Consider the following 19,871-nt stretch of genomic DNA (forward strand, 5'->3'; position numbering starts at 1 on the left):
ACGGTGACAGAAGCACCGGCGTCCACGACCTGACCTTGTGGTTAATATGCGCCGGTGAGCGCGGTGGACGCGCGGGGGAATGGGGCCGGAAAGGCCCGGGGGAGGGACACGGAATTGAACGTGCGGCCGATATCGGGGGCGTCGGTTGACGCACGCGCGCGGCGCGGACGCAAGGGCATGGCGGCGCTCGCCGGAGTGCTGCTGCTGGCCGTCACCGCGTGCGGGGGCGGCGGCGGATCGGACTCGGGCGGTGACACCGCCAAGGGCGGGGACTCCTCGCAGGCCGAGGTCCGCAAGTCCCGCGCGCAGGTGACCATAGCCCCGAAGGACGGGGCCAAGTCCGTCGACACCAGCGGCGAGCTGAAGGTCACCGCGGCCCAGGGCAAGCTGACCGCCGTCGAGGTCAAGGACGGCAAGGGCAACAAGGTCGACGGCGAGATATCCGGCGACGGCGCCACCTGGACGCCGGCCACGCATCTCGCCGCCTCGACCACGTACACGGTGCACGCGGTCGCCAAGGACACCGAGGGCGTCGAGACCACACAGGACTCCGACTTCACCACGCTCACCCCGAAGGCCGCCTTCCTCGGCCGGTTCACCCCCGAGGACGGCTCCAAGGTGGGGGTCGGCATGCCGTTCTCCCTCCGCTTCGACCGGGGCATCACCAACCCCGACGACGTCGAGAAGGCCGTGAGGATCACGACCGAGCCGGCCGTCGAGGTCGCCGGTCACTGGTTCGGCAACGACCGCCTGGACTTCCGGCCCGAGAAATACTGGAAGGCCGGCACCAAGGTCACCGTCGACCTGAACCTCGACGGCGTCGAGGGCCGAGACGGCGTCTACGGCAAGCAGGACAAGAAGATCACCTTCACCATCGGCCGCGACCAGGTCTCCTACGTCGACGTGAAGACCAAGAAGATGAAGGTCACCCGCGAGGGCAAGGTCATCAAGACCATCCCGGTCACCACCGGCGCGCCCGGCTACGAGACCTGGAACGGCCAGATGGTCATGACCGAGAAGTTCGTCCAGACCCGGATGAACGGCGACACGGTCGGCTACGAGGGCGAGTACGACATCAAGGACGTGCCGCACGCCATCCGCCTGACCGACTCCGGCACCTTCATCCACGGCAACTACTGGGCGAGCGGCGCCTTCGGCAACACCAACGCCAGCCACGGCTGTGTCGGCCTGCGCGACGTGAAGGGCGCCTGGGACAAGAACGCCCCGGCCGCCTGGTTCTACAACCGCTCGATGATCGGTGACGTCGTGGTCGTGAAGAACTCCGCCGACGCCACGGTCGCCCCGGACAACGGCCTCAACGGCTGGAACATGTCCTGGGAGAAGTGGAAGGCGTAACGCCCGCCTGTGACGGCCCGACGGCCCCGGTGCGCACCCGCACCGGGGCCGTTCGCGTTCTCCGGCGCGGGATGTGACCGACCGCACCCCTCCGCCCCGGGTTAGCCCCCGTTAACCTGCTCGCATGACCGTGAATCTCGAAGTCGCCGAAGGCGTCGGTACCCTCCGTCTCGACCGGCCGCCGATGAACGCGCTGGACGTCGCCACCCAGGACCGGCTCAAGGAGCTCGCCGAGGAGGCCGGCCGCCGCGACGACGTGCGGGCCGTGGTGATCTACGGCGGGGAGAAGGTGTTCGCGGCCGGCGCGGACATCAAGGAGATGCAGGCCATGGACCACACGGCGATGGTCCTGCGCGCCCGCGCTCTGCAGGAGTCGTTCACGGCGGTGGCCCGGATCCCCAAGCCGGTGGTGGCCGCGGTGACCGGCTACGCGCTCGGCGGCGGCTGCGAGCTGGCCCTGTGCGCGGACTTCCGCATCGCCGCGGACAACGCCAAGCTGGGCCAGCCCGAGATCCTGCTCGGCCTGATCCCGGGCGCGGGCGGCACCCAGCGGCTGGCCCGTCTGGTCGGCCCGTCGAAGGCCAAGGACCTCATCTTCACCGGCCGGATGGTCAAGGCCGACGAGGCCCGTGAACTCGGCCTGGTGGACCGGGTGGTGGCGGCGGACCAGGTCTACGCCGAGGCGCGCGCCTGGGCGGCGAAGCTGGCGCAGGGCCCGGCGATCGCGCTGCGCGCTGCCAAGGAGTCCATCGACGCCGGCCTGGAGACGGACATCGAGACGGGCCTCGCGATCGAGCGGAACTGGTTCGCGGGCCTGTTCGCGACCGAGGATCGCGAACGCGGTATGCGCAGCTTCGTCGAGGAGGGCCCGGGCAAGGCCAAGTTCCTCTAACGGCTCGCGGCGGTCCGGTGAAAGTTCGCCGTACCCCTTGCAATTGACACGGTGTCTGACCCGGATCCCTCGATGGGGCGGCTTATGGGAACCTTAAGCCAGCCTTAAGCCTGCCTTGTCGAGGGAGCCCGGCGAAGGCCGCCGGAGGGGGCTCCGCCGCAGCTCAGCGAGGCTGTGGACGGGACCGAACTGCCGTTGGCATATGCCGATCGAGTGCGGCGGAATGACCGCTTCCGGGGGGTGTATTCCTCGGGAACGGCCACGCGGAGGCCCGCGGACGGCCATGATGGGGGCATGGCGGGGCTGGAGGGTATCGAACAGCCGCGGGGACACAGCCGTGCGACCGCGGCGCGCTGGTCGCCGGCGGTCGAGGACGAAACTGCCGCGAAGGCGCTGGAGTTGTTCGGCAATCCCACGGAGGCCGAAGTTCCGCTGCCGTCCCGCCCCGAGTCCGCCGCCACCGCGCGCCGGCTGACCCAGGTGATCGTCCTGCGGCACTGGGCGCTGAGCCCCAGGATGGCCGAGGACGCCGTGCTCCTCGTCTCCGAACTCGTCGGCAACGCCGTCCGCCACACCGGCGCCCGGGTCTTCGGCTTACGGATGCGCCGCCGCCGCGGCTGGATCCGCATCGAGGTCCGCGACCCCTCGCGCGGGCTGCCCTGTCTGATGCCCGTTCAGGAGATGGACGTCAGCGGCCGGGGCCTGTTCCTCGTCGACAAGCTAGCCGACCGCTGGGGCGTGGATCTGCTGCCCCGGGGCAAGACCACCTGGTTCGAGATGAGGGTCACCGAACGCTGAGGGCCGCCCCCCTCCCGCGAACGGATAATCTGACCTGCGGCACAAAGCCAGCACGACACGAGTTGACGCGAGTACACGCGAGTAGAGGGGCGGACCGGTGGCGCACATCGACATCGAGGAAGCACGCAAGCAGTTCGAGCGCATCGATGCGGACGGCGACGGCACCATCACCGCCGCCGAGTTCAAGACCGCCCTCGCCCAGGGCGGCGACTGGAACGTCACCGAGGCCGTCGCCGAGGCCATCATCAAGAGCCGCGACCTCAACGGCGACAAGGTGCTGTCGTTCGACGAGTTCTGGGCCTTCCTGAGCAAGTAGGACCCCGCCGAAGGGGCGCCCTCCTCCGGGAAGGCGCCCCTTCAGGCGTCCTCGGCCCAGTCCCGCAGCGCCGCCTTGCTGGAGAAGTTCGCGACGTTCTTGTCCAGCGGGTCGTCCGTGTACTGGTGGAACCGCCACTTCGCCTGGATACGGGGCTTGCCCGCCGTCACATAGTCGGCGATCCACAGGCCGTCACCGGCGTACGACGTGGTGTCGACGTTCAGCCAGTAGTGGCGGTTGCAGTAGAGCACCACCCGGTTGTCCGGCCGCTTCTCGCGCAGGATGCGGATGAACCGGTCCTTCTCCGCGTTGCTCGCGTGCGTGCCGTCGCCGGTGGTCTCCCAGTCGACGGCGAGGATGTCACCCGCCTTCTCCGGCGCCTTCTTCAGGAAGTAGTCGGCCTGGGCGGTCAGATTGCCCGGCCACAGGAAGTGGTAGAAGCCGACGACCAGGCCCGCGTCACGGGCCCGCTTCGTCTGGGCGGACAGCTTGGGGTTGACGTACGAGCGGCCCTCCGTCGCCTTGACGAAGACGAAGGAGAGACCGTCGGTGTCGTAGGACGAGGACTGGTACGCGCTCACGTCGATGCCGCGCAGCATGGGGGGACTCCCTGAGTGCCGTGGGGGGACAGGAGTTGACCTGGCTTATGCCCCACCGTGGCACGGCCGACGCGTCATGGACGTGGAATCGTCAACATTCGATGATGTTCACGGCGAGTCCCCCGCGCGCCGTCTCCTTGTACTTGACGGACATGTCGGCGCCCGTGTCCTTCATCGTCTTGATGACCTTGTCCAGAGACACCTTGTGCGAGCCGTCGCCGCGCATCGCCATACGGGCCGCCGTGACCGCCTTGACGGCCGCCATGCCGTTGCGCTCGATGCAGGGGATCTGCACGAGGCCGCCGACCGGGTCGCAGGTCAGGCCGAGGTTGTGCTCCATGCCGATCTCGGCGGCGTTCTCCACCTGCTCCGGGGAGCCGCCCAGGACCTCCGCCAGCGCGCCCGCCGCCATCGAGCAGGCCGAGCCGACCTCGCCCTGGCAGCCGACCTCGGCACCGGAGATCGACGCGTTCTCCTTGAAGAGCATGCCGATCGCGCCCGCGGCCAGCAGGAAGCGGACCACGCCCTCCTCGTCGGCGCCCGGCACGAAGTTGATGTAGTAGTGCAGAACGGCCGGGATGATGCCGGCCGCACCGTTCGTCGGGGCGGTGACCACCCGGCCGCCGGCGGCGTTCTCCTCGTTCACGGCCATCGCGTAGAGCGTGATCCACTCCATGGCCAGGGCCTTCGCGTCGCCCTCGGAGCGCAGCTTGCGCGCGGTGTTCGCGGCCCGGCGGCGGACCTTCAGGCCGCCCGGCAGGATGCCCTCGCGGGACATGCCCCGCGCCACGCACTCCCGCATCACCCGCCAGATCTCCAGCAGGCCCTCGCGGATCTCCTCCTCGGTGCGCCAGGCCCGCTCGTTCTCCAGCATCAGCGCCGAGATCGACAGCCCCGTCTCCCGGGTCAGGCGCAGCAGCTCGTCGCCCGTGCGGAAGGGGTACTTCAGGACGGTGTCGTCGAGCTTGATCCGGTCCTCGCCGACCGCGTCCTCGTCGACGACGAAACCGCCGCCCACCGAGTAGTACGTCTTCGTCAGCAGCTCCCCGCCCTGGGCGTCGTACGCCCACAGGGTCATGCCGTTGGCGTGGTAGGGGAGGGCCTTGCGGCGGTGCAGGACCAGGTCGTCGTCGAAGGAGAAGGCGATCTCGTGATCGCCGAGCAGCCGCAGCCGGCCGGACTCCTTGATCGACTCCACCCGTCCGTCCGCGGACTCGACGTCCACGGTGCGCGGGGAATCGCCCTCCAGGCCCAGCAGCACCGCCTTCGGGGTGCCGTGGCCGTGCCCGGTCGCGCCGAGCGAGCCGTACAGCTCGGCCCGTACGGCGGTGACGGACTCCAGGACGCCCTCGTTGCGCAGCCGGCGCGCGAACATACGGGCCGCCCGCATCGGGCCGACCGTGTGGGAGCTGGACGGGCCGATGCCGATCGAGAACAGGTCGAAGACCGATATGGCCACGGAAAACTCCTCGGTGCGGGGTGGTGCGGGGGGCTTTCCCGGGGTGCCCCGCACCTTCGAGTGTGCGGGACGCCCCGGGAAAGGGACGACGGTCCTACTTGTTCAGACCGGCGTAGAGCGGGTGCTTGTCGGCCAGCGCCTTCACCCGGGCCTTGAGCGCCGCGGCGTCGTACGACGGCTTCAGCGTCTCGGCGATCACGTCCGCGACCTCGGTGAAGTCCTCGGCGGTGAAACCGCGCGTGGCCAGCGCCGGGGTGCCGATGCGCAGCCCGGAGGTCACCATCGGCGGACGCGGGTCGTTGGGCACCGCGTTGCGGTTGACCGTGATCCCCACCTCGTGGAGGCGGTCCTCGGCCTGCTGCCCGTCCAGCTCGGACTCCCGCAGGTCGACCAGGATGAGGTGCACGTCCGTGCCGCCGGACAGCACGTTCACCCCGGCCTTACGGGCGTCGGCCGCGGTCAGCCGGTCCGCGAGGATGCGGGCGCCCTCGACCGTGCGGCGCTGGCGCTCCTTGAACTCCTCGGAGGCGGCGACCTTGAACGAGACCGCCTTGGCGGCGATCACGTGCTCCAGCGGACCGCCCTGGAAGCCCGGGAAGACGGAGGAGTTCAGCTTCTTCGCGAACTCCTTGCTGCGCGCCAGGATGATCCCGCCGCGCGGCCCGCCGAGCGTCTTGTGGGTGGTGGAGGTGACCACGTCGGCGTGCGGCACCGGGTTGGGGTGCAGCCCCGCCGCGACCAGGCCCGCGAAGTGGGCCATGTCCACCCACAGGTAGGCGCCGGTCTCGTCGGCGATCCGGCGGAAGGCCGCGAAGTCCAGCTGGCGCGGGTACGCCGACCAGCCCGCGATGATCACCTTCGGGCGGTGCTCCTTGGCGAGGCGCTCCACCTCGTCCATGTCGACCAGACCGCTCTCCGGGTCCACGTGGTACGCGACCACCTGGAACTGCTTGCCGGAGAAGTTCAGCCGCATCCCGTGGGTGAGGTGGCCGCCGTGCGCCAGGTCCAGGCCCAGGATGGTGTCGCCGGGCTGGGCCAGCGCGAACAGCGCGGCCTGGTTGGCCGAGGCGCCCGAGTGCGGCTGGACGTTGGCGTACTCGGCGCCGAACAGCTCCTTCACCCGGTCGATCGCGATCTGCTCGGCGACGTCGACGTGCTCGCAGCCGCCGTAGTAGCGCCGCCCCGGGTAGCCCTCGGCGTACTTGTTCGTCAGGACCGAGCCCTGCGCCTCCATGACGGCGACCGGGGCGAAGTTCTCCGACGCGATCATCTCGAGGGTGGACTGCTGACGCTCCAGCTCGGCGTCGAGCGCCGCGGCGACCGCCGGGTCCAGCTCGTGCAGGGGCGTGTTCAGAAGGGAGTTCTCAGACATGGGGGGTACGGGCTCCTCAGCCGGCGGTGTGGGCGTCGTACTCGTCGGCGGAGAGCAGGTCGGCCGGCTCCTCCGTGACGCGCACCTTGAACAGCCAGCCGCCCTCGAAGGGGGCCGAGTTCACCAGGGCCGGGTCGTTCACCACGTCCTCGTTGATCTCGGTGACCTCGCCGGTGACCGGGGAGTACAGGTCGGAGACGGACTTCGTCGACTCCAGTTCGCCGCAGGTGTCACCCGCGGTCACGGTCGAACCGACCTCGGGGAGCTGGGCGTAGACGACGTCGCCGAGCGCGTTGGCCGCGAACTCGGTGATGCCGATGGTGGCGACGCCGTCCTCGGCGGTCGCGAGCCACTCGTGCTCCTTGCTGTAACGCAGCTGCTGGGGGTTGCTCATGGCCTGAATTCTCCTGTACACGCGTCAGTGCTGATGAAGGGGGACTGAGACGACTGGGACGGCGGACATGGCGGCGGGCGTGCGCGGTCGCACGCCGCCCTGCCAGTCTGTACGCGCGGCGCGGCTCGTGCCGCGCGCGGTTCCTACTTCTGCCGCTTGTAGAACGGCAGCGCCACGACCTCGTACGGCTCGTGGCTGCCGCGGATGTCCACGCCGACCCCGGGGGTGCCCGGCGCCGCGTGCGCGGCGTCGACGTAGGCCATGGCGATCGGCTTGCCCAGGGTGGGGGAGGGGGCGCCGGAGGTCACCTCGCCGATGACCTCGCCGTCGGCGACGACCGGGTACCCGGAGCGCGGCACGCGGCGGCCCTCGGCGATCAGGCCGACCAGGACGCGCGGCGGGTTGGTCTCGGCCTTGGCGGCGGCGGCCCGGAGCGCCTCGCGCCCGACGAAGTCGCCCTCCTTCTCGAACTTCACCACCCGGCCGAGGCCGGCGTCGAAGGGGGTGAGCGAGGTCGACAGCTCGTTGCCGTACAGCGGCATGCCCGCCTCCAGGCGGAGCGTGTCACGGCAGGACAGGCCACAGGGGACCAGGCCGACGCCCTGGCCGGCCTCGGTCAGCGCCTGCCACAGCTCCACGGCGTGCTCCGGCTTCACGAACAGCTCGAAGCCGTCCTCGCCGGTGTAGCCCGTGCGGGCGATCAGGGCGGGCACGCCGGCGACCGTGCCGGGCAGGCCGGCGTAGTACTTCAGGCCGTCCAGATCGGCGTCGGTGAGCGACTTCAGGATGCCGGGGGACTCGGGGCCCTGGACGGCGATCAGCGCGTACGCGTCACGGTCGTCGCGGACCTCGGCGTCGAAGCCGGCCACCCGCTCGGTCAGCGCGTCGAGCACGACCTGGGCGTTGGAGGCGTTGGCGACGACCATGTACTCGGTCTCGTCGAGCCGGTAGACGATCAGGTCGTCCAGGATGCCGCCGTCGGCCCGGCAGATCATGGTGTAGCGGGCGCGGCCCACCCCGACGGAGGCGATGTTGCCCACCAGGGCGTGGTTCAGGAAGGCGGCCGCCTGGGCGCCGGTGACCGTGATCTCGCCCATGTGCGAGAGGTCGAACAGGCCGGCGCGGGTGCGCACCGCGTTGTGCTCGTCGCGCTCGGAGCCGTAGCGCAGCGGCATGTCCCAGCCGGCGAAGTCGGTCATGGTGGCGCCCAGCGAGCGGTGCAGGGCGTCCAGGGCGGTACGGCGCGGTTCGGAACTGCTCATCGGTCGGTCGTCTCCCAAGGCATGACGGGCGGTCGTTCCTCCCCATCTGTCATCGGAACCTGAGAGGTTCGTCATGACCGCGCGTGGGCATGACTTGCACCTTGGGTGGGACCACCGGCGACGGCGGCCCGCTTTTCAGATGTGCCTCGCCCGCGCGGTAACGGGGCCTGAGAGATTCAAGGGAGGGACTTGCTCCTTCGGCGCCCCGGCGGCGTACAGCCGGGGACTCTCCCGCGCGGATTCAAACGGCCGGTATGCAGTTGGCGCCGCCATCATCGCATGCCCGGCCCCGTCTGCCCCAGGCCACATCTGTAACCGGCCTGTGGCAGTAAGCGAACGAAAACAGAGAGGATCCTCCATTACCTTCTCTTTACGCTCGGTGGGGATGGGGAAGCCTGTATGCGGAGGAGGACGATGACGGTGAAGCGCACCACGGCGTACGCCACCACGTCGGGCATCGCCCTGCCCGGGCAGCCGGGAGCCCCGGTCGTCGAGGCCCGGACGCGTCCGGCGCCGGTGGTGCGGGACCTGCGCGAGCGGTCCGGTCGCGGCCCGCACGCCCTGCTGTTCGGCCCCCGCGACCTCGTCGTGATCACCGGCCTGCCCGGCAGCGGCAAGTCCACCCTGATGCGGCGGACCGTCCGCGGCCCGCGCGTCGACTCCCAGGACACCCGGGACCGCTGGGACGCCCGGATGCCCGGTTTCCTGCCCTACGCCCTCTACCGTCCCCTGGTCCGTCTCTCCCACTACGCCGGGCTGCGCCGCGCCGTCCGCCGCGGCGGCGGGGTCGTCGTGCACGACTGCGGCACCCAGGCGTGGGTGCGCGGCTGGCTCGCCCGGGCCGCCCGGCGCCGCGGCGGCGTCCTGCACCTGCTGGTGCTCGACGTCGACCCGGACACCGCGCTGGAGGGGCAGCGCGAGCGCGGCCGGGGCGTCTCCCGGTACGCCTTCCTGCGCCACCGGCGCGCCGCCGCCCGGCTGCTGCGCGCCGTCGACAGCGGCGAGCTGCCCCGGGGCTGCGGCTCCGCGGTGCTGCTCGACCGGGACGCGGCCGGCACCTTGCGCCGGATCGGGTTCACGGGCTGACCCGGGCCCGGCCGGTCGGGGCCGGGTCCCGGTAGCCTTTCGACCCTCAGACGTGATTCACAGCAGGCGGTCACAGACAGATGGACTTCGCAGCGGATCTCCCCGCGGACTTCCCGGCAGGCTCTCCCCTCCACCCGCACGGCGGCTGGCCCGGCAACGAACTGGAGGAGGTGCTCTCGGCCTCCCTCGGCCGGCCGTCGGCGGGCGGGCGGATCGTGGAGGTGCTGGGCCGCAGCTTCGTCTGGGTGCCGCTGCCCAACGGCGGCGGCCCGGACAGCGGTCCGCTCGACCTGCCCGGCATGGAGATCGACGGCCAGGGCTATGTCCCGGTCTTCTCCTCAGAGGAGCAGTTCCGGCAGGTCGTCGGCTCCCACATGGCGTACACCGTCGCCCCGGCCGTGGAGTTCGCCCGCGGGCTGCCGCCGCACGTGGGCATCGCGGTCAACCCGGGCGGAGTGGTCGGCGTGCCGCTGCCCCCGGCCGCGGTGGCCGAGGTGTGCCGGGCGGGCCGCACCCCGCTGGACGGCTTCGCCTCCGGAGGCCGCGTCAAGCTCTCCGAGCCCGACTGGCAGGACGACCCGGTCGACTTTTTGTCCGCGGCGTCCGCCGAGTTCGCCGCGATCGGCGTCGTCGCCACCGCCCGCCGCTGTCTCGGCGCGATCGAGGACGGCGAGCCGGTGCTGTTCGTCGGCGTCGAACTGACGCAGTGGGAGGGCGACTTGCGGGCCGCCCCGATGGACGCCCTGGGCCGCGCCCTCGGCCGCGTCCCGGTGCGCTGGCCGGTCAACCTGGTCCTCCTCGACGTGGCCCAGGACCCGGTCATCGACTGGATGCGCGCCAAGGTCCGCCCGTTCTACACACGCGAGCCCTGAGATCCTGCACGCGTGGTCCGCGAGATCTTCGACGAGCGGTCCGGCGCCCCGCGACGCCGGACCGATCCGGACGACAGGCCCTAAGCTGGGCTCAGAGCCATGTCGGGCTCAATGCCATGTTTTCCCGAAGGGGCGGTAAAAGGTGAGCGCGAGCGGCACAACCTCGACCGGGCAGGTCGAGCACATGCTGCGCCAGGTGACCCCCGGGCGCTACGACGCCTACGAGGCACTCCTGCGCGCCCTCGCCACCCCGGCCACCGGCCAGGTCTGGATGCTGCTGTGGCACGGTCAGGCGGGCTCCCCGGACGCCCAGTACGGGAACATGGAGGTCGAAGGCCACGGCTACGCCCCGTGCGTCACCTCCGCCCAGGAGCTGTCGGCCAGCGGCTGGAACCGCAGTTACGAGGTCGTCGACGGACTCGACGTGGCCCGCACCCTCTACCCCGACCACTACGGCCTCTGGCTGAACCCGCACGCCCCCGGCGGCGGCCTCGGCATCCCCTGGCTCGACCTGCGCCGGATCGCCACCGGCCTGGACCGCCAGCCCGCCGGACCGCTGCGGCTGTCGGAGCCCGCCATCGAGATCCCGCAGTTCTACGCCCTGCTCTCGCAGAACGCCCACCGCACCCCGGCCGTGCGCACCCTGCGCCGCGCCTGGGTGCAGCCCGCGCTCGGGGCGCCGTATCTGGCGATCGGCCTGGACGTCTACGACACCAGCCCGCCCGCCGTGGACGCCGTGCGCTCCATGATGCTCCAGTCGGTCGGCGCGGTCCCGGACGGACTGCCCGTCTCCACGGTCGCGATGGCCGACGAGGACGACCCGGTGGCGATGTGGATGCGGCAGGCCGCGCGCCCCTTCTACGACCGCGAGGCACACGCCACCGCCCCTGCCGCGGGCTACGGCTACCCTCCGGCACAGGGCCGTTACTGAGCTTCGGCTTGCCAGAACGCCGGTTCGTCCCACCCCCCGCTGTCGTAGGTGTGAGCGCCTTCCCGCTGTGGTTTCCCAGGCGGATCTCCGCGCGTAGATGCGATCAGAAGGTCCCGGTCCGCCCTCATACGCCCCAACTGGTGCCCGTCCGGCCGCTGTTACCCGCTGTTCGGATAACGGAATCCCCCAAACAGCATCACGGTTACGCATCCTTTCCCCGCCAGCTCTGGCGACTGATCGCCCCTGCATTGAAGACTCCCCGCTAGGCACGGGCCGGTCGGCCCTGTGTGCGAGTGAGAGCAACCGCTACCGCGGCAGCCAGGGGGGTCGGCAACCGCCGGCCGAGAGGGGTCAATTCCACTGTGACCGCACCGATCGAGACAACGGGAGCGGAGGCCGGGGCACAGCCCGAGGCCGTGCTCTCAGGGATCGAGAAGAGCAAGATCGAGGGGCGTTCGCTGGGGCAGATCGCCTGGTCCCGGTTCAAGAAGGACAAGGTGGCCGTCGCCGGCGGCGTCATCGTCATCCTGCTGATCCTGCTCGCGATCCTGTCACGCCCCCTCCAGGCGCTGTTCGGCCTGGACCCCAACGCGCTCAACCAGGACCTCATCGATCCCAACACCTCGCTGCCCAAGGGTGACTTCGGCGGCATGAGCTGGGAGCACCCGCTGGGTGTCGAGCCGAAGTTCGGCCGTGACATCGCCACCCGCATCCTCGAGGGCTCCTGGGTGTCGCTGGTCGTCGCGTTCGGCGCCACGCTCCTGTCGAACACGATCGGCGCCATCCTCGGCGTCGTCGCCGGCTACTACGGCGGCCGGGTCGACACGATCATCAGCCGGCTGATGGACACCTTCCTGGCCTTCCCGCTGCTGCTGTTCGCCATCGCCATCTCGGCCACCCTGCAGGGCGGTGCCTTCGGCCTGGAGGGCCTGCCGCTGCACATCAGCGTGCTGATCTTCATCATCGGTTTCTTCAACTGGCCGTATCTGGGCCGCATCGTCCGCGGTCAGACCCTGGCCCTCAGGGAGCGCGAGTTCGTCGACGCCTCCCGGGGGATGGGAGCCAAGGGGCCGTACATCCTCTTCCGGGAGCTCCTCCCGAACCTGGTCGGCCCGATCATCGTCTACTCGACGCTGCTCATCCCGACGAACATCCTTTTCGAGGCCAGCCTGAGCTTCCTCGGTGTCGGCATCCAGCCCCCGCAGGCTTCCTGGGGCGGCATGCTCAACCAGGCGGTCGACTTCTACGAGGTCGACCCGCAGTTCATGATCGTGCCCGGCCTCGCCATCTTCGTCACCGTCCTGGCGTTCAACCTGCTCGGCGACGGACTCCGCGACGCTCTCGACCCGCGCAGCCGCTGACATGCGGCCGCGACGAGAGCCCATCAAGTTTCCAACTATGGAGGGGAAGCAGACCATCATGCGAAGGTCAGTGCTGGCCGCGGTTGCGGTCGTCGGCAGTGCGAGCTTGCTGCTTTCGGCCTGCAGCAAGGCCGATGACAAGTCGGACAACAACGGATCGAAGTCGGCCGGTGCCAACGCCGCCACCAAGGGCGTCGTCAACGCTTCCACCCAGGAGGGTGGGACGGTCACGTACGAGTACTCCGACGTCCCGGACTCCTTCGACCCGGGCAACACGTACTACGCGTACATGTACAACCTCAGCCGGCTGTACGCCCGTCCGCTGATGACGTTCAAGCCCGGTGCCGGCGAGGCCGGCAACGAGCTGGTCCCGGACCTGGCCTCCGCCCCGGGCGAGCCCAGCGACGGCGGCAAGACCTGGACGTACAAGCTGCGTCCGGGCCTGAAGTACGAGGACGGCACCCCGATCACGTCGAAGGACGTGAAGTACGCCGTCGAGCGCTCCAACTTCGCGCGTGACGTGCTCTCCCTCGGCCCCAGCTACTTCCAGCAGTTCCTCGAGGGCGGCGACAAGTACAAGGGCCCGTACAAGGACAAGAGCGACAAGGGCATCTCGTCCATCCAGACCCCGGACGACACCACGATCGTCTTCAAGCTGAACCGCGCCTTCCAGGAGTTCGACTACCTGGTCGCCACCCCGCAGACGGCCCCCGTGCCGAAGGCGAAGGACACCGGCGTCGACTACGTCAAGAAGATCGTGTCGTCGGGCTCCTACAAGTTCCAGAGCTACCAGGAGGGCAAGGAAGCCGTCCTGGTCCGCAACGAGAACTGGGACGCCAAGAGCGACCCGCTGCGCAAGCAGTACCCCGAGAAGATCGTCGTCAAGCTGAAGGTCAACGCCGAGACGATCGACCAGGACGTCATGTCCGGCAAGGCCATCGACCTCGGTGGTACGGGCGTCCAGGCCGCGACCCAGGCGAAGGTCGTCAACTCCTCGGACCAGAAGGCCAACACCGACAACACCTACGGTGGCCGCCTGGTCTACATGGCGATCAACACCAAGCTCGCGCCGTTCGACAAGGTCGAGTGCCGCAAGGCCGTGGAGTTCGCGGTCAACAAGGTCTCCGTGCAGACCGCCCTCGGCGGCCCGATCCGCGGTGACATCGCCTCCACCGTCCTGCCGCCGGACATCCCGGGCTACCAGAAGTCCGACCTGTACGCGACGCCCGGCAACAAGGGCGACGTGGCCAAGGCCAAGGACCAGCTGAAGGCCTGCGGCAAGACGTCGATCGACACCAACATCTCGGCGCGCAGCGACCGTCCGGCGGAGATCGACGCGGCCACCGCGATCATCGACTCGCTGAAGAAGGTCGGCATCAACGCCAGCCTGAAGCAGTTCCCGTCGGGCAAGTACTTCACCGACGCCGCGGGTGTGCCGCAGTTCAACAAGAAGCAGAACATCGGCCTGCACATGATGCAGTGGGGTGCCGACTGGCCGTCCGGCTACGGCTTCCTGCAGCAGATCCTGCACAGCGACGCGATCGGCGAGTCCGGCAACACCAACCTGTCGCAGCTCGACAACAAGGACGTCGACTCGCTGCTGGAGAAGGCCATCGCCAGCGAGGACCAGGGCGAGCGCGACAGCCTCTACGCCCAGATCGACAAGAAGACGATGGAGGAGGCGGCCCTCGTTCCGCTGACCTACTTCAAGGTCCTGCTGTACCGCCCGGCGAACTTCACCAACCTGGTGTCGTCGGCGGCCTGGAGCGGTCAGTACGACTACCTCAACATCGGTACGACCAAGAAGTAGCCCCGGAAGGCAGGTGAAGGCTTTGGTGCCCGCGGGCCATACGGCCCGCGGGCACCAGCGCCGATCCCCGTGATCTCGTATATCCTCCGCCGGACGCTCGCGGCAGTGATCCTGCTGCTGGTCGTCACCGCGGTCACCTTCGCGATCTTCTTCCTGCTGCCCCGGCTCGCCGGCCAGACGGCCGACCAGCTGGCCCAGCAGTACATCGGGAAGAGTCCCACCCAGGCCGACATCGAGGCGGTCAAGCAGAACCTCGGTCTCGACCAGCCCGTGTACGTGCAGTACTGGGACTTCATCAAGGGGATCGTCTCCGGCGCCACCTACGACCTCGGCCCCACCACGGCGCACTGCAACGCGCCGTGCTTCGGCTACTCCTTCAAGACGCACGTCGAGGTCTGGCCCCAGCTCACCGACCGGATGCCCGTGACGGTCTCGCTGGCCGCCGGTGCCGCCGTGCTGTGGCTGGTGGGCGGTGTGACGGCCGGTGTGATCTCCGCGCTGAAGCCGCGGTCGTTCGCCGACCGCACGTTCATGGGCATCGCCCTCGCGGGTGTCTCGCTGCCCATGTTCTTCACCGGCCAGCTGGCGCTGTTCCTCTTCACCTACCAGTGGCCGATCTTCGGCCGGGAGTACGTGCCGTTCACCGAGAACCCCTCGCAGTGGGCCAACACGCTCTTCCCCGCCTGGTGTTCGCTCGCCCTGCTGTACTCCGCCATCTACGCCCGGCTCACCCGCTCGGGGATGCTGGAGACGATGAACGAGGACTTCATCCGCAGCGCCCGCGCCAAGGGCCTGCGGGAGCGCAAGGTCGTCGTCCGGCACGGTCTGCGGGCCGCGCTGACGCCGATCATCACCGTGTTCGGCATGGACCTCGGACTGCTGCTCGGCGGCGCCGTGATCACCGAGACGGTCTTCTCCCTGCACGGCATCGGCGAGTACGCGGTGCAGTCCATCCGCGACAACGACCTGCCGCCGATCCTCGGCGTCACGCTCCTGGCCGCCTTCTTCGTCGTCCTCGCAAACTTCCTGGTGGACCTGTTGTATGCCGCCGCCGACCCGCGGGTGAGGATCTCGTGACCGAACTCTCCAAGACCGGTGCCGCAGTGGGGGAGCCCGCGAAGGGCACCTCCGACGCGTCCACGGCCTTCCTCGAAGTCCGCGACCTCAAGGTGCACTTCCCGACCGACGACGGCCTCGTCAAGTCCGTCGACGGGCTGAGCTTCTCGCTGGAGAAGGGCAAGACCCTCTGCATCGTCGGCGAGTCCGGCTCCGGCAAGTCGGTCACCTCGCTCGCCGTCATGGGCCTGCACCGGCTCGGGGCGCGCGGCAAGAACGTCCGGATGTCCGGCGAGATCTGGCTCGACGGCAAGGAGCTCATCTCCGCCGAGCCCGACGAGGTGCGCCGGCTGCGCGGCCGCGAGATGGCGATGATCTTCCAGGACCCGCTGTCCGCGATGCACCCGTACTACACGATCGGCAGCCAGATCGTGGAGGCCTACCGGGTCCACCACGACGTCAACAAGAAGACCGCGCGCAAGCGGGCCATCGAGATGCTCGACCGGGTCGGCATCCCCGAGCCCGGCAAGCGCGTCGACAACTACCCGCACGAGTTCTCCGGCGGTATGCGCCAGCGCGCCATGATCGCGATGGCGCTGGTCAACAACCCCGAGCTGCTCATCGCGGACGAGCCGACGACCGCCCTCGACGTGACCGTCCAGGCGCAGATCCTCGACCTCATCCGGGATCTGCAGAAGGAGTTCGGCTCCGCGGTCGTCCTCATCACCCACGACCTCGGCGTGGTCGCCGAGATCGCCGACGACGTGCTCGTGATGTACGGCGGCCGGTGCGTGGAGCGCGGGTCCGTCGACGACGTCTTCGAGCGGCCGCAGCACCCCTACACCTGGGGCCTGCTCGGCTCGATGCCGCGCATCGACCGGGAGACCTCGGAGCGGCTCATCCCCGTCAAGGGCCAGCCGCCGAGCCTCATCAACGTCCCGTCGGGCTGCGCCTTCCACCCACGCTGCCCGTACGCCGACATCCCCAAGGGCGATGTCACCCGTACCGTGCGCCCGGAGCTCCAGCAGGTCGGCAGCGGGCACTTCTCCGCCTGCCACCTCTCGGCCGAGGACCGCACGCGGATCTGGACCGAAGAGATTGCGCCGAAGCTGTGAGTGAGACGAAGAAATCGGACGCGGCCGTACCGGCCCAGGCGCCGGCCCCCGCCGAGGAGCGCGAGGTGCTGCTCAAGGTCGAGGGCCTGCAGAAGCACTTCCCGATCCGCAAGGGCGTCCTCCAGCGTCAGGTCGGCGCGGTCAAGGCCGTCGACGGCATCGACTTCGAGGTGCGCAAGGGCGAGACCCTGGGCGTGGTCGGCGAGTCCGGCTGCGGCAAGTCGACCATGGGCCGGGTCATCACCCGCCTCCAGGACCCGACGGGCGGCTCGATCCACTTCGAGGGCAAGGACATCACCCGGCTGAACACGGCCGGGATGCGCCCGCTGCGGCGGGACATCCAGATGATCTTCCAGGACCCGTACGGCTCCCTGAACCCGCGGCACACCATCGGCTCGATCGTCTCGGCGCCCTTCCGGCTCCAGGGCGTCGAGCCCGAGGGCGGGGTGAAGAAGGAGGTCCAGCGGCTGCTGGAGCTGGTGGGCCTGAGCCCCGAGCACTACAACCGCTACCCGCACGAGTTCTCCGGCGGCCAGCGCCAGCGCATCGGCATCGCCCGGGCGCTCGCGCTCAAGCCGAAGCTGGTCGTGGCGGACGAGCCGGTCTCCGCCCTGGACGTCTCCATCCAGGCGCAGGTCGTCAACCTCATGGACGACCTCCAGGAGGAGCTCGGCCTGACCTACGTGATCATCGCGCACGACCTCTCGGTCGTCCGGCATGTGTCGGACCGTATCGCGGTGATGTACCTCGGCAAGATCGTCGAGCTCGCCGACCGCACCTCGCTGTACGAGGCGCCGATGCACCCGTACACCAAGGCCCTGATGTCGGCGGTGCCGGTTCCGGACCCCAAGCGCCGGGGCGCCAAGAGCGAGCGCATCCTGCTCCGTGGCGACGTGCCCTCGCCGATCGCCCCGCCGCCCGGCTGCCGCTTCCACACGCGCTGCTGGAAGGCGACCGAGGTCTGCCGGACGGTGGAGCCCCCGCTGCTGGAGCTGCGGCCCGGCCAGCGCGTGGCCTGCCACCACCCGGAGAACTTCGAGGACCAGCAGCCGCAGGACACGGTGCTGCTGACCGCCGCCAAGGAGGCCGCCGAGCTGGTGGCCGACGAGGTGCTCGCGGAGTCCGCGCAGACGTCGGCGGCGGTGGCGGCCGAGGTGCTGCCGCAGGCCGGGAAGGTATCGAAGGGCGACTCGCAGGCCGTCTCGAAGGAGCCGGAGCCTGCTGCCGAGGCCCCGGAGACGGACGCGGAGACCTCGGAGACGGACGCCGAGGCGTCCGTGGACGCTCCCGCCGAGGGTGACGAGAAGTAGCCACGCCGCAGCCCCCGCCTTCTTTTGTAAGGCGGGGGCTGTTTGCTGCGTAAGAATGTACGGGTGCTCCAGCAACTTTTCGCCCCGTCCGTCCAGCACACGCTCGACCTGATCGGGATCTTCGTGTTCGCGATCTCGGGCGCCCTGCTCGCGGTCCGCAAGAACTTCGACGTCTTCGGCATCGCCGTCCTCGCCGAGGTCACGGCCCTGGGCGGCGGACTGTTCCGGGACGTGGTCATCGGCGCCGTGCCGCCGGCCGCGTTCACCGACCTGGGGTACTTCCTCACCCCGCTGCTCGCCACGACGCTGGTCTTCTTCCTCCACCCGCACGTCGAGCGCATCCAGACCGGCGTCAACGTCTTCGACGCGGCGGGCCTCGGCCTGTTCTGCGTCGCCGGGACGGCGAAGGCGTACGACTACGGGCTGAACCTCACCGCCTCCGTGGCCCTCGGCCTGGCGACCGCCGTCGGCGGCGGTGTGCTGCGGGACGTGCTGGCCAACGAGGTGCCCTCCCTGCTGCGCTGGGACCGCGACCTGTACGCCGTCCCCGCGATCGTCGGCGCCTCGCTGACCGTCCTGTGCATCCACTACGACGCGCTGACCCCGGTCACCGGCACGCTCGCGGCGGTCACGGCCTTCGTGCTGCGGCTGCTGGCCATGCGGTTCCACTGGCGGGCTCCGCGTGCGTGGAACCGGCGCTCGACCGTGCGAGAGGAGTAGCGCGGGGCGCGTCCTGGGCGGTCATCACCTCGCTCAGCCACTGGAAGGCGGGCACCACCTGCGGCTTCCACAGCGCCATGGTGTGGCCTCCCGCGCTGCCCGGGACGAACACCACGTCCACCCGCGTCGGCGGCCGGGCGGCGCGGTCGAGGGCCTGCGCGGCCTCGTACCCGTCGCCCGGCTGCCCCGACAGGTACAGCGCGACCGGCGGCGGCGCGGGGGACCGCGTCAGCAGGACGTACGGGTCGTTGGCGGCCCGCAGCGCGGGGGTGCGGGAGGCGAGCGAGCCGGCCTCGGAGGCGGGGTCGTTGTACCCGGACAGCCCGACGGCGGCCCGGTAGCGGTCGGGGTGGGCCACGGCCAGCTTCGCCGCGCAGTGGGCGCCCGCCGAGTAGCCGGCCACCGCCCAGCCGTCGGGTGCGGGCAGCGCCCGGAAGTTGTCCATGACCATCTTCGGCACGTCCACGCTCAGCCAGGTGTCGGCGTTGACCCGGCCCGCCACATTGGCGCACCCGGTGTCCGCGCCGGGCAGCAGGTTGGTGCGCGGCGAGACGAGGATGAACGGCTCGATCCGCCCGGCGCGCATCAGCGGCGCCAGCTGCTCGGTGGCGTCCATCGACCCGAACCAGGCCTTCGAGGAGCCCGGATAGCCGGGCAACAGCTCCACCACCGGGAACCGGTGCTCGCGGTAGGCGGGGTCGTCGTACTGGGGCGGCAGCCAGACGTTGACCTCGGCGTGGACCCCCGACACCCGGCCGTCGAGCCGGGTGACGAGCACCCCGCCCTCGGCGCGCATACCGGGCCCCCTGCCCGGCTCGAAGGTCTGGCGGACCCTGGGCAGGGTCTCCACGGCTATGCCCCCGGTGCCGCTCGCGCCGAGGTCGGCGGCCGTGCGGACGTGGTCGCCGGTGCCCAGCAGATCCTCCCAGTTGTCGTAGAGCTGGTTGGAGTTGTTGACCAGCGTGAAGACCAGCGCGACCGCCGTGGCCTGCGCGAAGAGCAGCATGGCCAGCCGGGCGGCGGCCCGCGCGGCCCTGGGCCCGGGCACCCGTGACCAGAGGGCCAGCGGCAGGGCGACGGCGACGGCGCACAGCACGCCGAGCGTGACGAGGAACGGGGTCCCGGTGAGACTCATGTCCTCATAGAGGGGCGAAGCGGGCCC

At 70.1% G+C, this 19,871-nt stretch carries 19 protein-coding genes and 1 riboswitch; of the genes, 13 read left to right on the forward strand and 6 right to left on the reverse strand.

Annotated elements, in window-relative coordinates:
• The first annotated feature begins 114 nt into the window (after nucleotides 1-114).
• The 4 genes from KBY32_RS05305 (at nucleotide 115) to KBY32_RS05320 (ending at nucleotide 3,362) form a co-directional block, all read left to right on the forward strand.
• The gene (locus tag KBY32_RS05305) at nucleotides 115-1,356 is read left to right on the forward strand and encodes an Ig-like domain-containing protein (protein WP_210979051.1); all 1,242 of its coding nucleotides are present in this window, start codon (nucleotides 115-117) and stop codon (nucleotides 1,354-1,356) included.
• Nucleotides 1,357-1,480: 124 nt separating this feature from the next.
• On the forward strand, nucleotides 1,481-2,248 hold the full coding sequence (locus tag KBY32_RS05310; RefSeq protein ID WP_210979052.1) for an enoyl-CoA hydratase/isomerase family protein: 768 nt from the start codon (nucleotides 1,481-1,483) through the stop codon (nucleotides 2,246-2,248).
• A gap of 294 nt (nucleotides 2,249-2,542) precedes the next feature.
• Nucleotides 2,543-3,046, forward strand: coding sequence for an ATP-binding protein (locus KBY32_RS05315; protein ID WP_055624359.1), 504 nt, complete (start codon nucleotides 2,543-2,545; stop codon nucleotides 3,044-3,046).
• Nucleotides 3,047-3,143: 97 nt separating this feature from the next.
• The gene (locus KBY32_RS05320) at nucleotides 3,144-3,362 is read left to right on the forward strand and encodes an EF-hand domain-containing protein (protein WP_055624358.1); all 219 of its coding nucleotides are present in this window, start codon (nucleotides 3,144-3,146) and stop codon (nucleotides 3,360-3,362) included.
• Nucleotides 3,363-3,403: 41 nt separating this feature from the next.
• Here the strand turns inward: KBY32_RS05320 and KBY32_RS05325 are convergent, their stop codons facing one another.
• The 5 genes from KBY32_RS05325 to gcvT all read right to left on the reverse strand — a co-directional run bounded on the left by KBY32_RS05325 (nucleotide 3,404) and on the right by gcvT (nucleotide 8,448).
• Entirely contained in the window at nucleotides 3,404-3,961 is a 558-nt protein-coding gene (locus tag KBY32_RS05325; RefSeq protein WP_055624357.1) for a glycoside hydrolase family 25 protein, read from the reverse strand.
• A 91-nt stretch (nucleotides 3,962-4,052) separates the two neighbouring features.
• Entirely contained in the window at nucleotides 4,053-5,420 is a 1,368-nt protein-coding gene (locus KBY32_RS05330; RefSeq protein ID WP_055624356.1) for an L-serine ammonia-lyase, read from the reverse strand.
• A gap of 94 nt (nucleotides 5,421-5,514) precedes the next feature.
• Entirely contained in the window at nucleotides 5,515-6,792 is a 1,278-nt protein-coding gene (glyA, locus tag KBY32_RS05335; RefSeq protein WP_210979053.1) for a serine hydroxymethyltransferase, read from the reverse strand.
• A 16-nt stretch (nucleotides 6,793-6,808) separates the two neighbouring features.
• Nucleotides 6,809-7,186: a glycine cleavage system protein GcvH gene (gcvH, locus tag KBY32_RS05340; RefSeq protein ID WP_055624354.1), complete on the reverse strand. Its 378-nt coding sequence runs from the start codon at nucleotides 7,184-7,186 to the stop codon at nucleotides 6,809-6,811.
• A 143-nt stretch (nucleotides 7,187-7,329) separates the two neighbouring features.
• Nucleotides 7,330-8,448 carry a glycine cleavage system aminomethyltransferase GcvT gene (gcvT, locus tag KBY32_RS05345; RefSeq protein WP_210979054.1) on the reverse strand — a complete coding sequence of 373 codons (1,119 nt, stop codon included), beginning with the start codon at nucleotides 8,446-8,448 and terminating at the stop codon, nucleotides 7,330-7,332.
• Nucleotides 8,449-8,593: 145 nt separating this feature from the next.
• Nucleotides 8,594-8,692, reverse strand: a riboswitch (glycine riboswitch).
• Between the two features lie 170 nt (nucleotides 8,693-8,862).
• On the opposite strand from gcvT, the gene KBY32_RS05350 reads away from it, so the two are divergent.
• From KBY32_RS05350 to KBY32_RS05390, 9 genes are all read left to right on the forward strand, one after another.
• Nucleotides 8,863-9,534, forward strand: coding sequence for an AAA family ATPase (locus tag KBY32_RS05350; protein ID WP_055624352.1), 672 nt, complete (start codon nucleotides 8,863-8,865; stop codon nucleotides 9,532-9,534).
• 80 nt (nucleotides 9,535-9,614) lie between these two features.
• Complete coding sequence (locus KBY32_RS05355; protein ID WP_055624351.1) at nucleotides 9,615-10,406, forward strand: enhanced serine sensitivity protein SseB; 792 nt, start codon at nucleotides 9,615-9,617, stop codon at nucleotides 10,404-10,406.
• Between the two features lie 142 nt (nucleotides 10,407-10,548).
• Nucleotides 10,549-11,337: an enhanced serine sensitivity protein SseB C-terminal domain-containing protein gene (locus KBY32_RS05360; protein ID WP_055624350.1), complete on the forward strand. Its 789-nt coding sequence runs from the start codon at nucleotides 10,549-10,551 to the stop codon at nucleotides 11,335-11,337.
• Between the two features lie 362 nt (nucleotides 11,338-11,699).
• Nucleotides 11,700-12,698: an ABC transporter permease gene (locus KBY32_RS05365; protein WP_055624349.1), complete on the forward strand. Its 999-nt coding sequence runs from the start codon at nucleotides 11,700-11,702 to the stop codon at nucleotides 12,696-12,698.
• Nucleotides 12,699-12,735: 37 nt separating this feature from the next.
• Nucleotides 12,736-14,508 (forward strand): ABC transporter substrate-binding protein, encoded by a 1,773-nt coding sequence (locus tag KBY32_RS05370; RefSeq protein WP_055624348.1) that lies wholly within the window; start codon nucleotides 12,736-12,738, stop codon nucleotides 14,506-14,508.
• Nucleotides 14,509-14,577: 69 nt separating this feature from the next.
• Nucleotides 14,578-15,585, forward strand: coding sequence for an ABC transporter permease (locus tag KBY32_RS05375; RefSeq protein ID WP_055624347.1), 1,008 nt, complete (start codon nucleotides 14,578-14,580; stop codon nucleotides 15,583-15,585).
• Complete coding sequence (locus KBY32_RS05380) at nucleotides 15,582-16,679, forward strand: ABC transporter ATP-binding protein (protein WP_210979055.1); 1,098 nt, start codon at nucleotides 15,582-15,584, stop codon at nucleotides 16,677-16,679. Before KBY32_RS05375 ends, KBY32_RS05380 begins: the two co-directional genes overlap by 4 nt.
• Nucleotides 16,676-17,989: an ABC transporter ATP-binding protein gene (locus KBY32_RS05385; protein ID WP_210979056.1), complete on the forward strand. Its 1,314-nt coding sequence runs from the start codon at nucleotides 16,676-16,678 to the stop codon at nucleotides 17,987-17,989. Before KBY32_RS05380 ends, KBY32_RS05385 begins: the two co-directional genes overlap by 4 nt.
• Before the next feature lie 63 nt (nucleotides 17,990-18,052).
• Nucleotides 18,053-18,709 carry a trimeric intracellular cation channel family protein gene (locus KBY32_RS05390; protein WP_055624344.1) on the forward strand — a complete coding sequence of 219 codons (657 nt, stop codon included), beginning with the start codon at nucleotides 18,053-18,055 and terminating at the stop codon, nucleotides 18,707-18,709.
• Here the strand turns inward: KBY32_RS05390 and KBY32_RS05395 are convergent.
• Nucleotides 18,618-19,844, reverse strand: a complete 1,227-nt coding sequence (locus KBY32_RS05395; RefSeq protein WP_210979057.1) for an esterase family protein — start codon at nucleotides 19,842-19,844, stop codon at nucleotides 18,618-18,620. The genes KBY32_RS05390 and KBY32_RS05395 overlap by 92 nt on opposite strands.
• Between the last annotated feature and the right edge of the window lie 27 nt (nucleotides 19,845-19,871).

This window comes from Streptomyces sp. RK62 (assembly GCF_018070255.1).
Classification (GTDB): Bacteria; Actinomycetota; Actinomycetes; order Streptomycetales; family Streptomycetaceae; genus Streptomyces; species Streptomyces nigra.

Coding starts and splice junctions, on each gene's coding strand:
- KBY32_RS05310 (WP_210979052.1), top strand. CDS start 1,481: ATGACCGTGAATCTCGAAGTCGCCGAAGGCGTCGGTACCCTCCGTCTC.
- KBY32_RS05315 (WP_055624359.1), top strand. CDS start 2,543: ATGGCGGGGCTGGAGGGTATCGAACAGCCGCGGGGACACAGCCGTGCG.
- KBY32_RS05325 (WP_055624357.1), bottom strand. CDS start 3,961: ATGCTGCGCGGCATCGACGTGAGCGCGTACCAGTCCTCGTCCTACGAC.
- glyA (WP_210979053.1), bottom strand. CDS start 6,792: ATGTCTGAGAACTCCCTTCTGAACACGCCCCTGCACGAGCTGGACCCG.
- gcvH (WP_055624354.1), bottom strand. CDS start 7,186: ATGAGCAACCCCCAGCAGCTGCGTTACAGCAAGGAGCACGAGTGGCTC.
- gcvT (WP_210979054.1), bottom strand. CDS start 8,448: ATGAGCAGTTCCGAACCGCGCCGTACCGCCCTGGACGCCCTGCACCGC.
- KBY32_RS05350 (WP_055624352.1), top strand. CDS start 8,863: ATGACGGTGAAGCGCACCACGGCGTACGCCACCACGTCGGGCATCGCC.
- KBY32_RS05355 (WP_055624351.1), top strand. CDS start 9,615: ATGGACTTCGCAGCGGATCTCCCCGCGGACTTCCCGGCAGGCTCTCCC.
- KBY32_RS05370 (WP_055624348.1), top strand. CDS start 12,736: ATGGAGGGGAAGCAGACCATCATGCGAAGGTCAGTGCTGGCCGCGGTT.
- KBY32_RS05395 (WP_210979057.1), bottom strand. CDS start 19,844: ATGAGTCTCACCGGGACCCCGTTCCTCGTCACGCTCGGCGTGCTGTGC.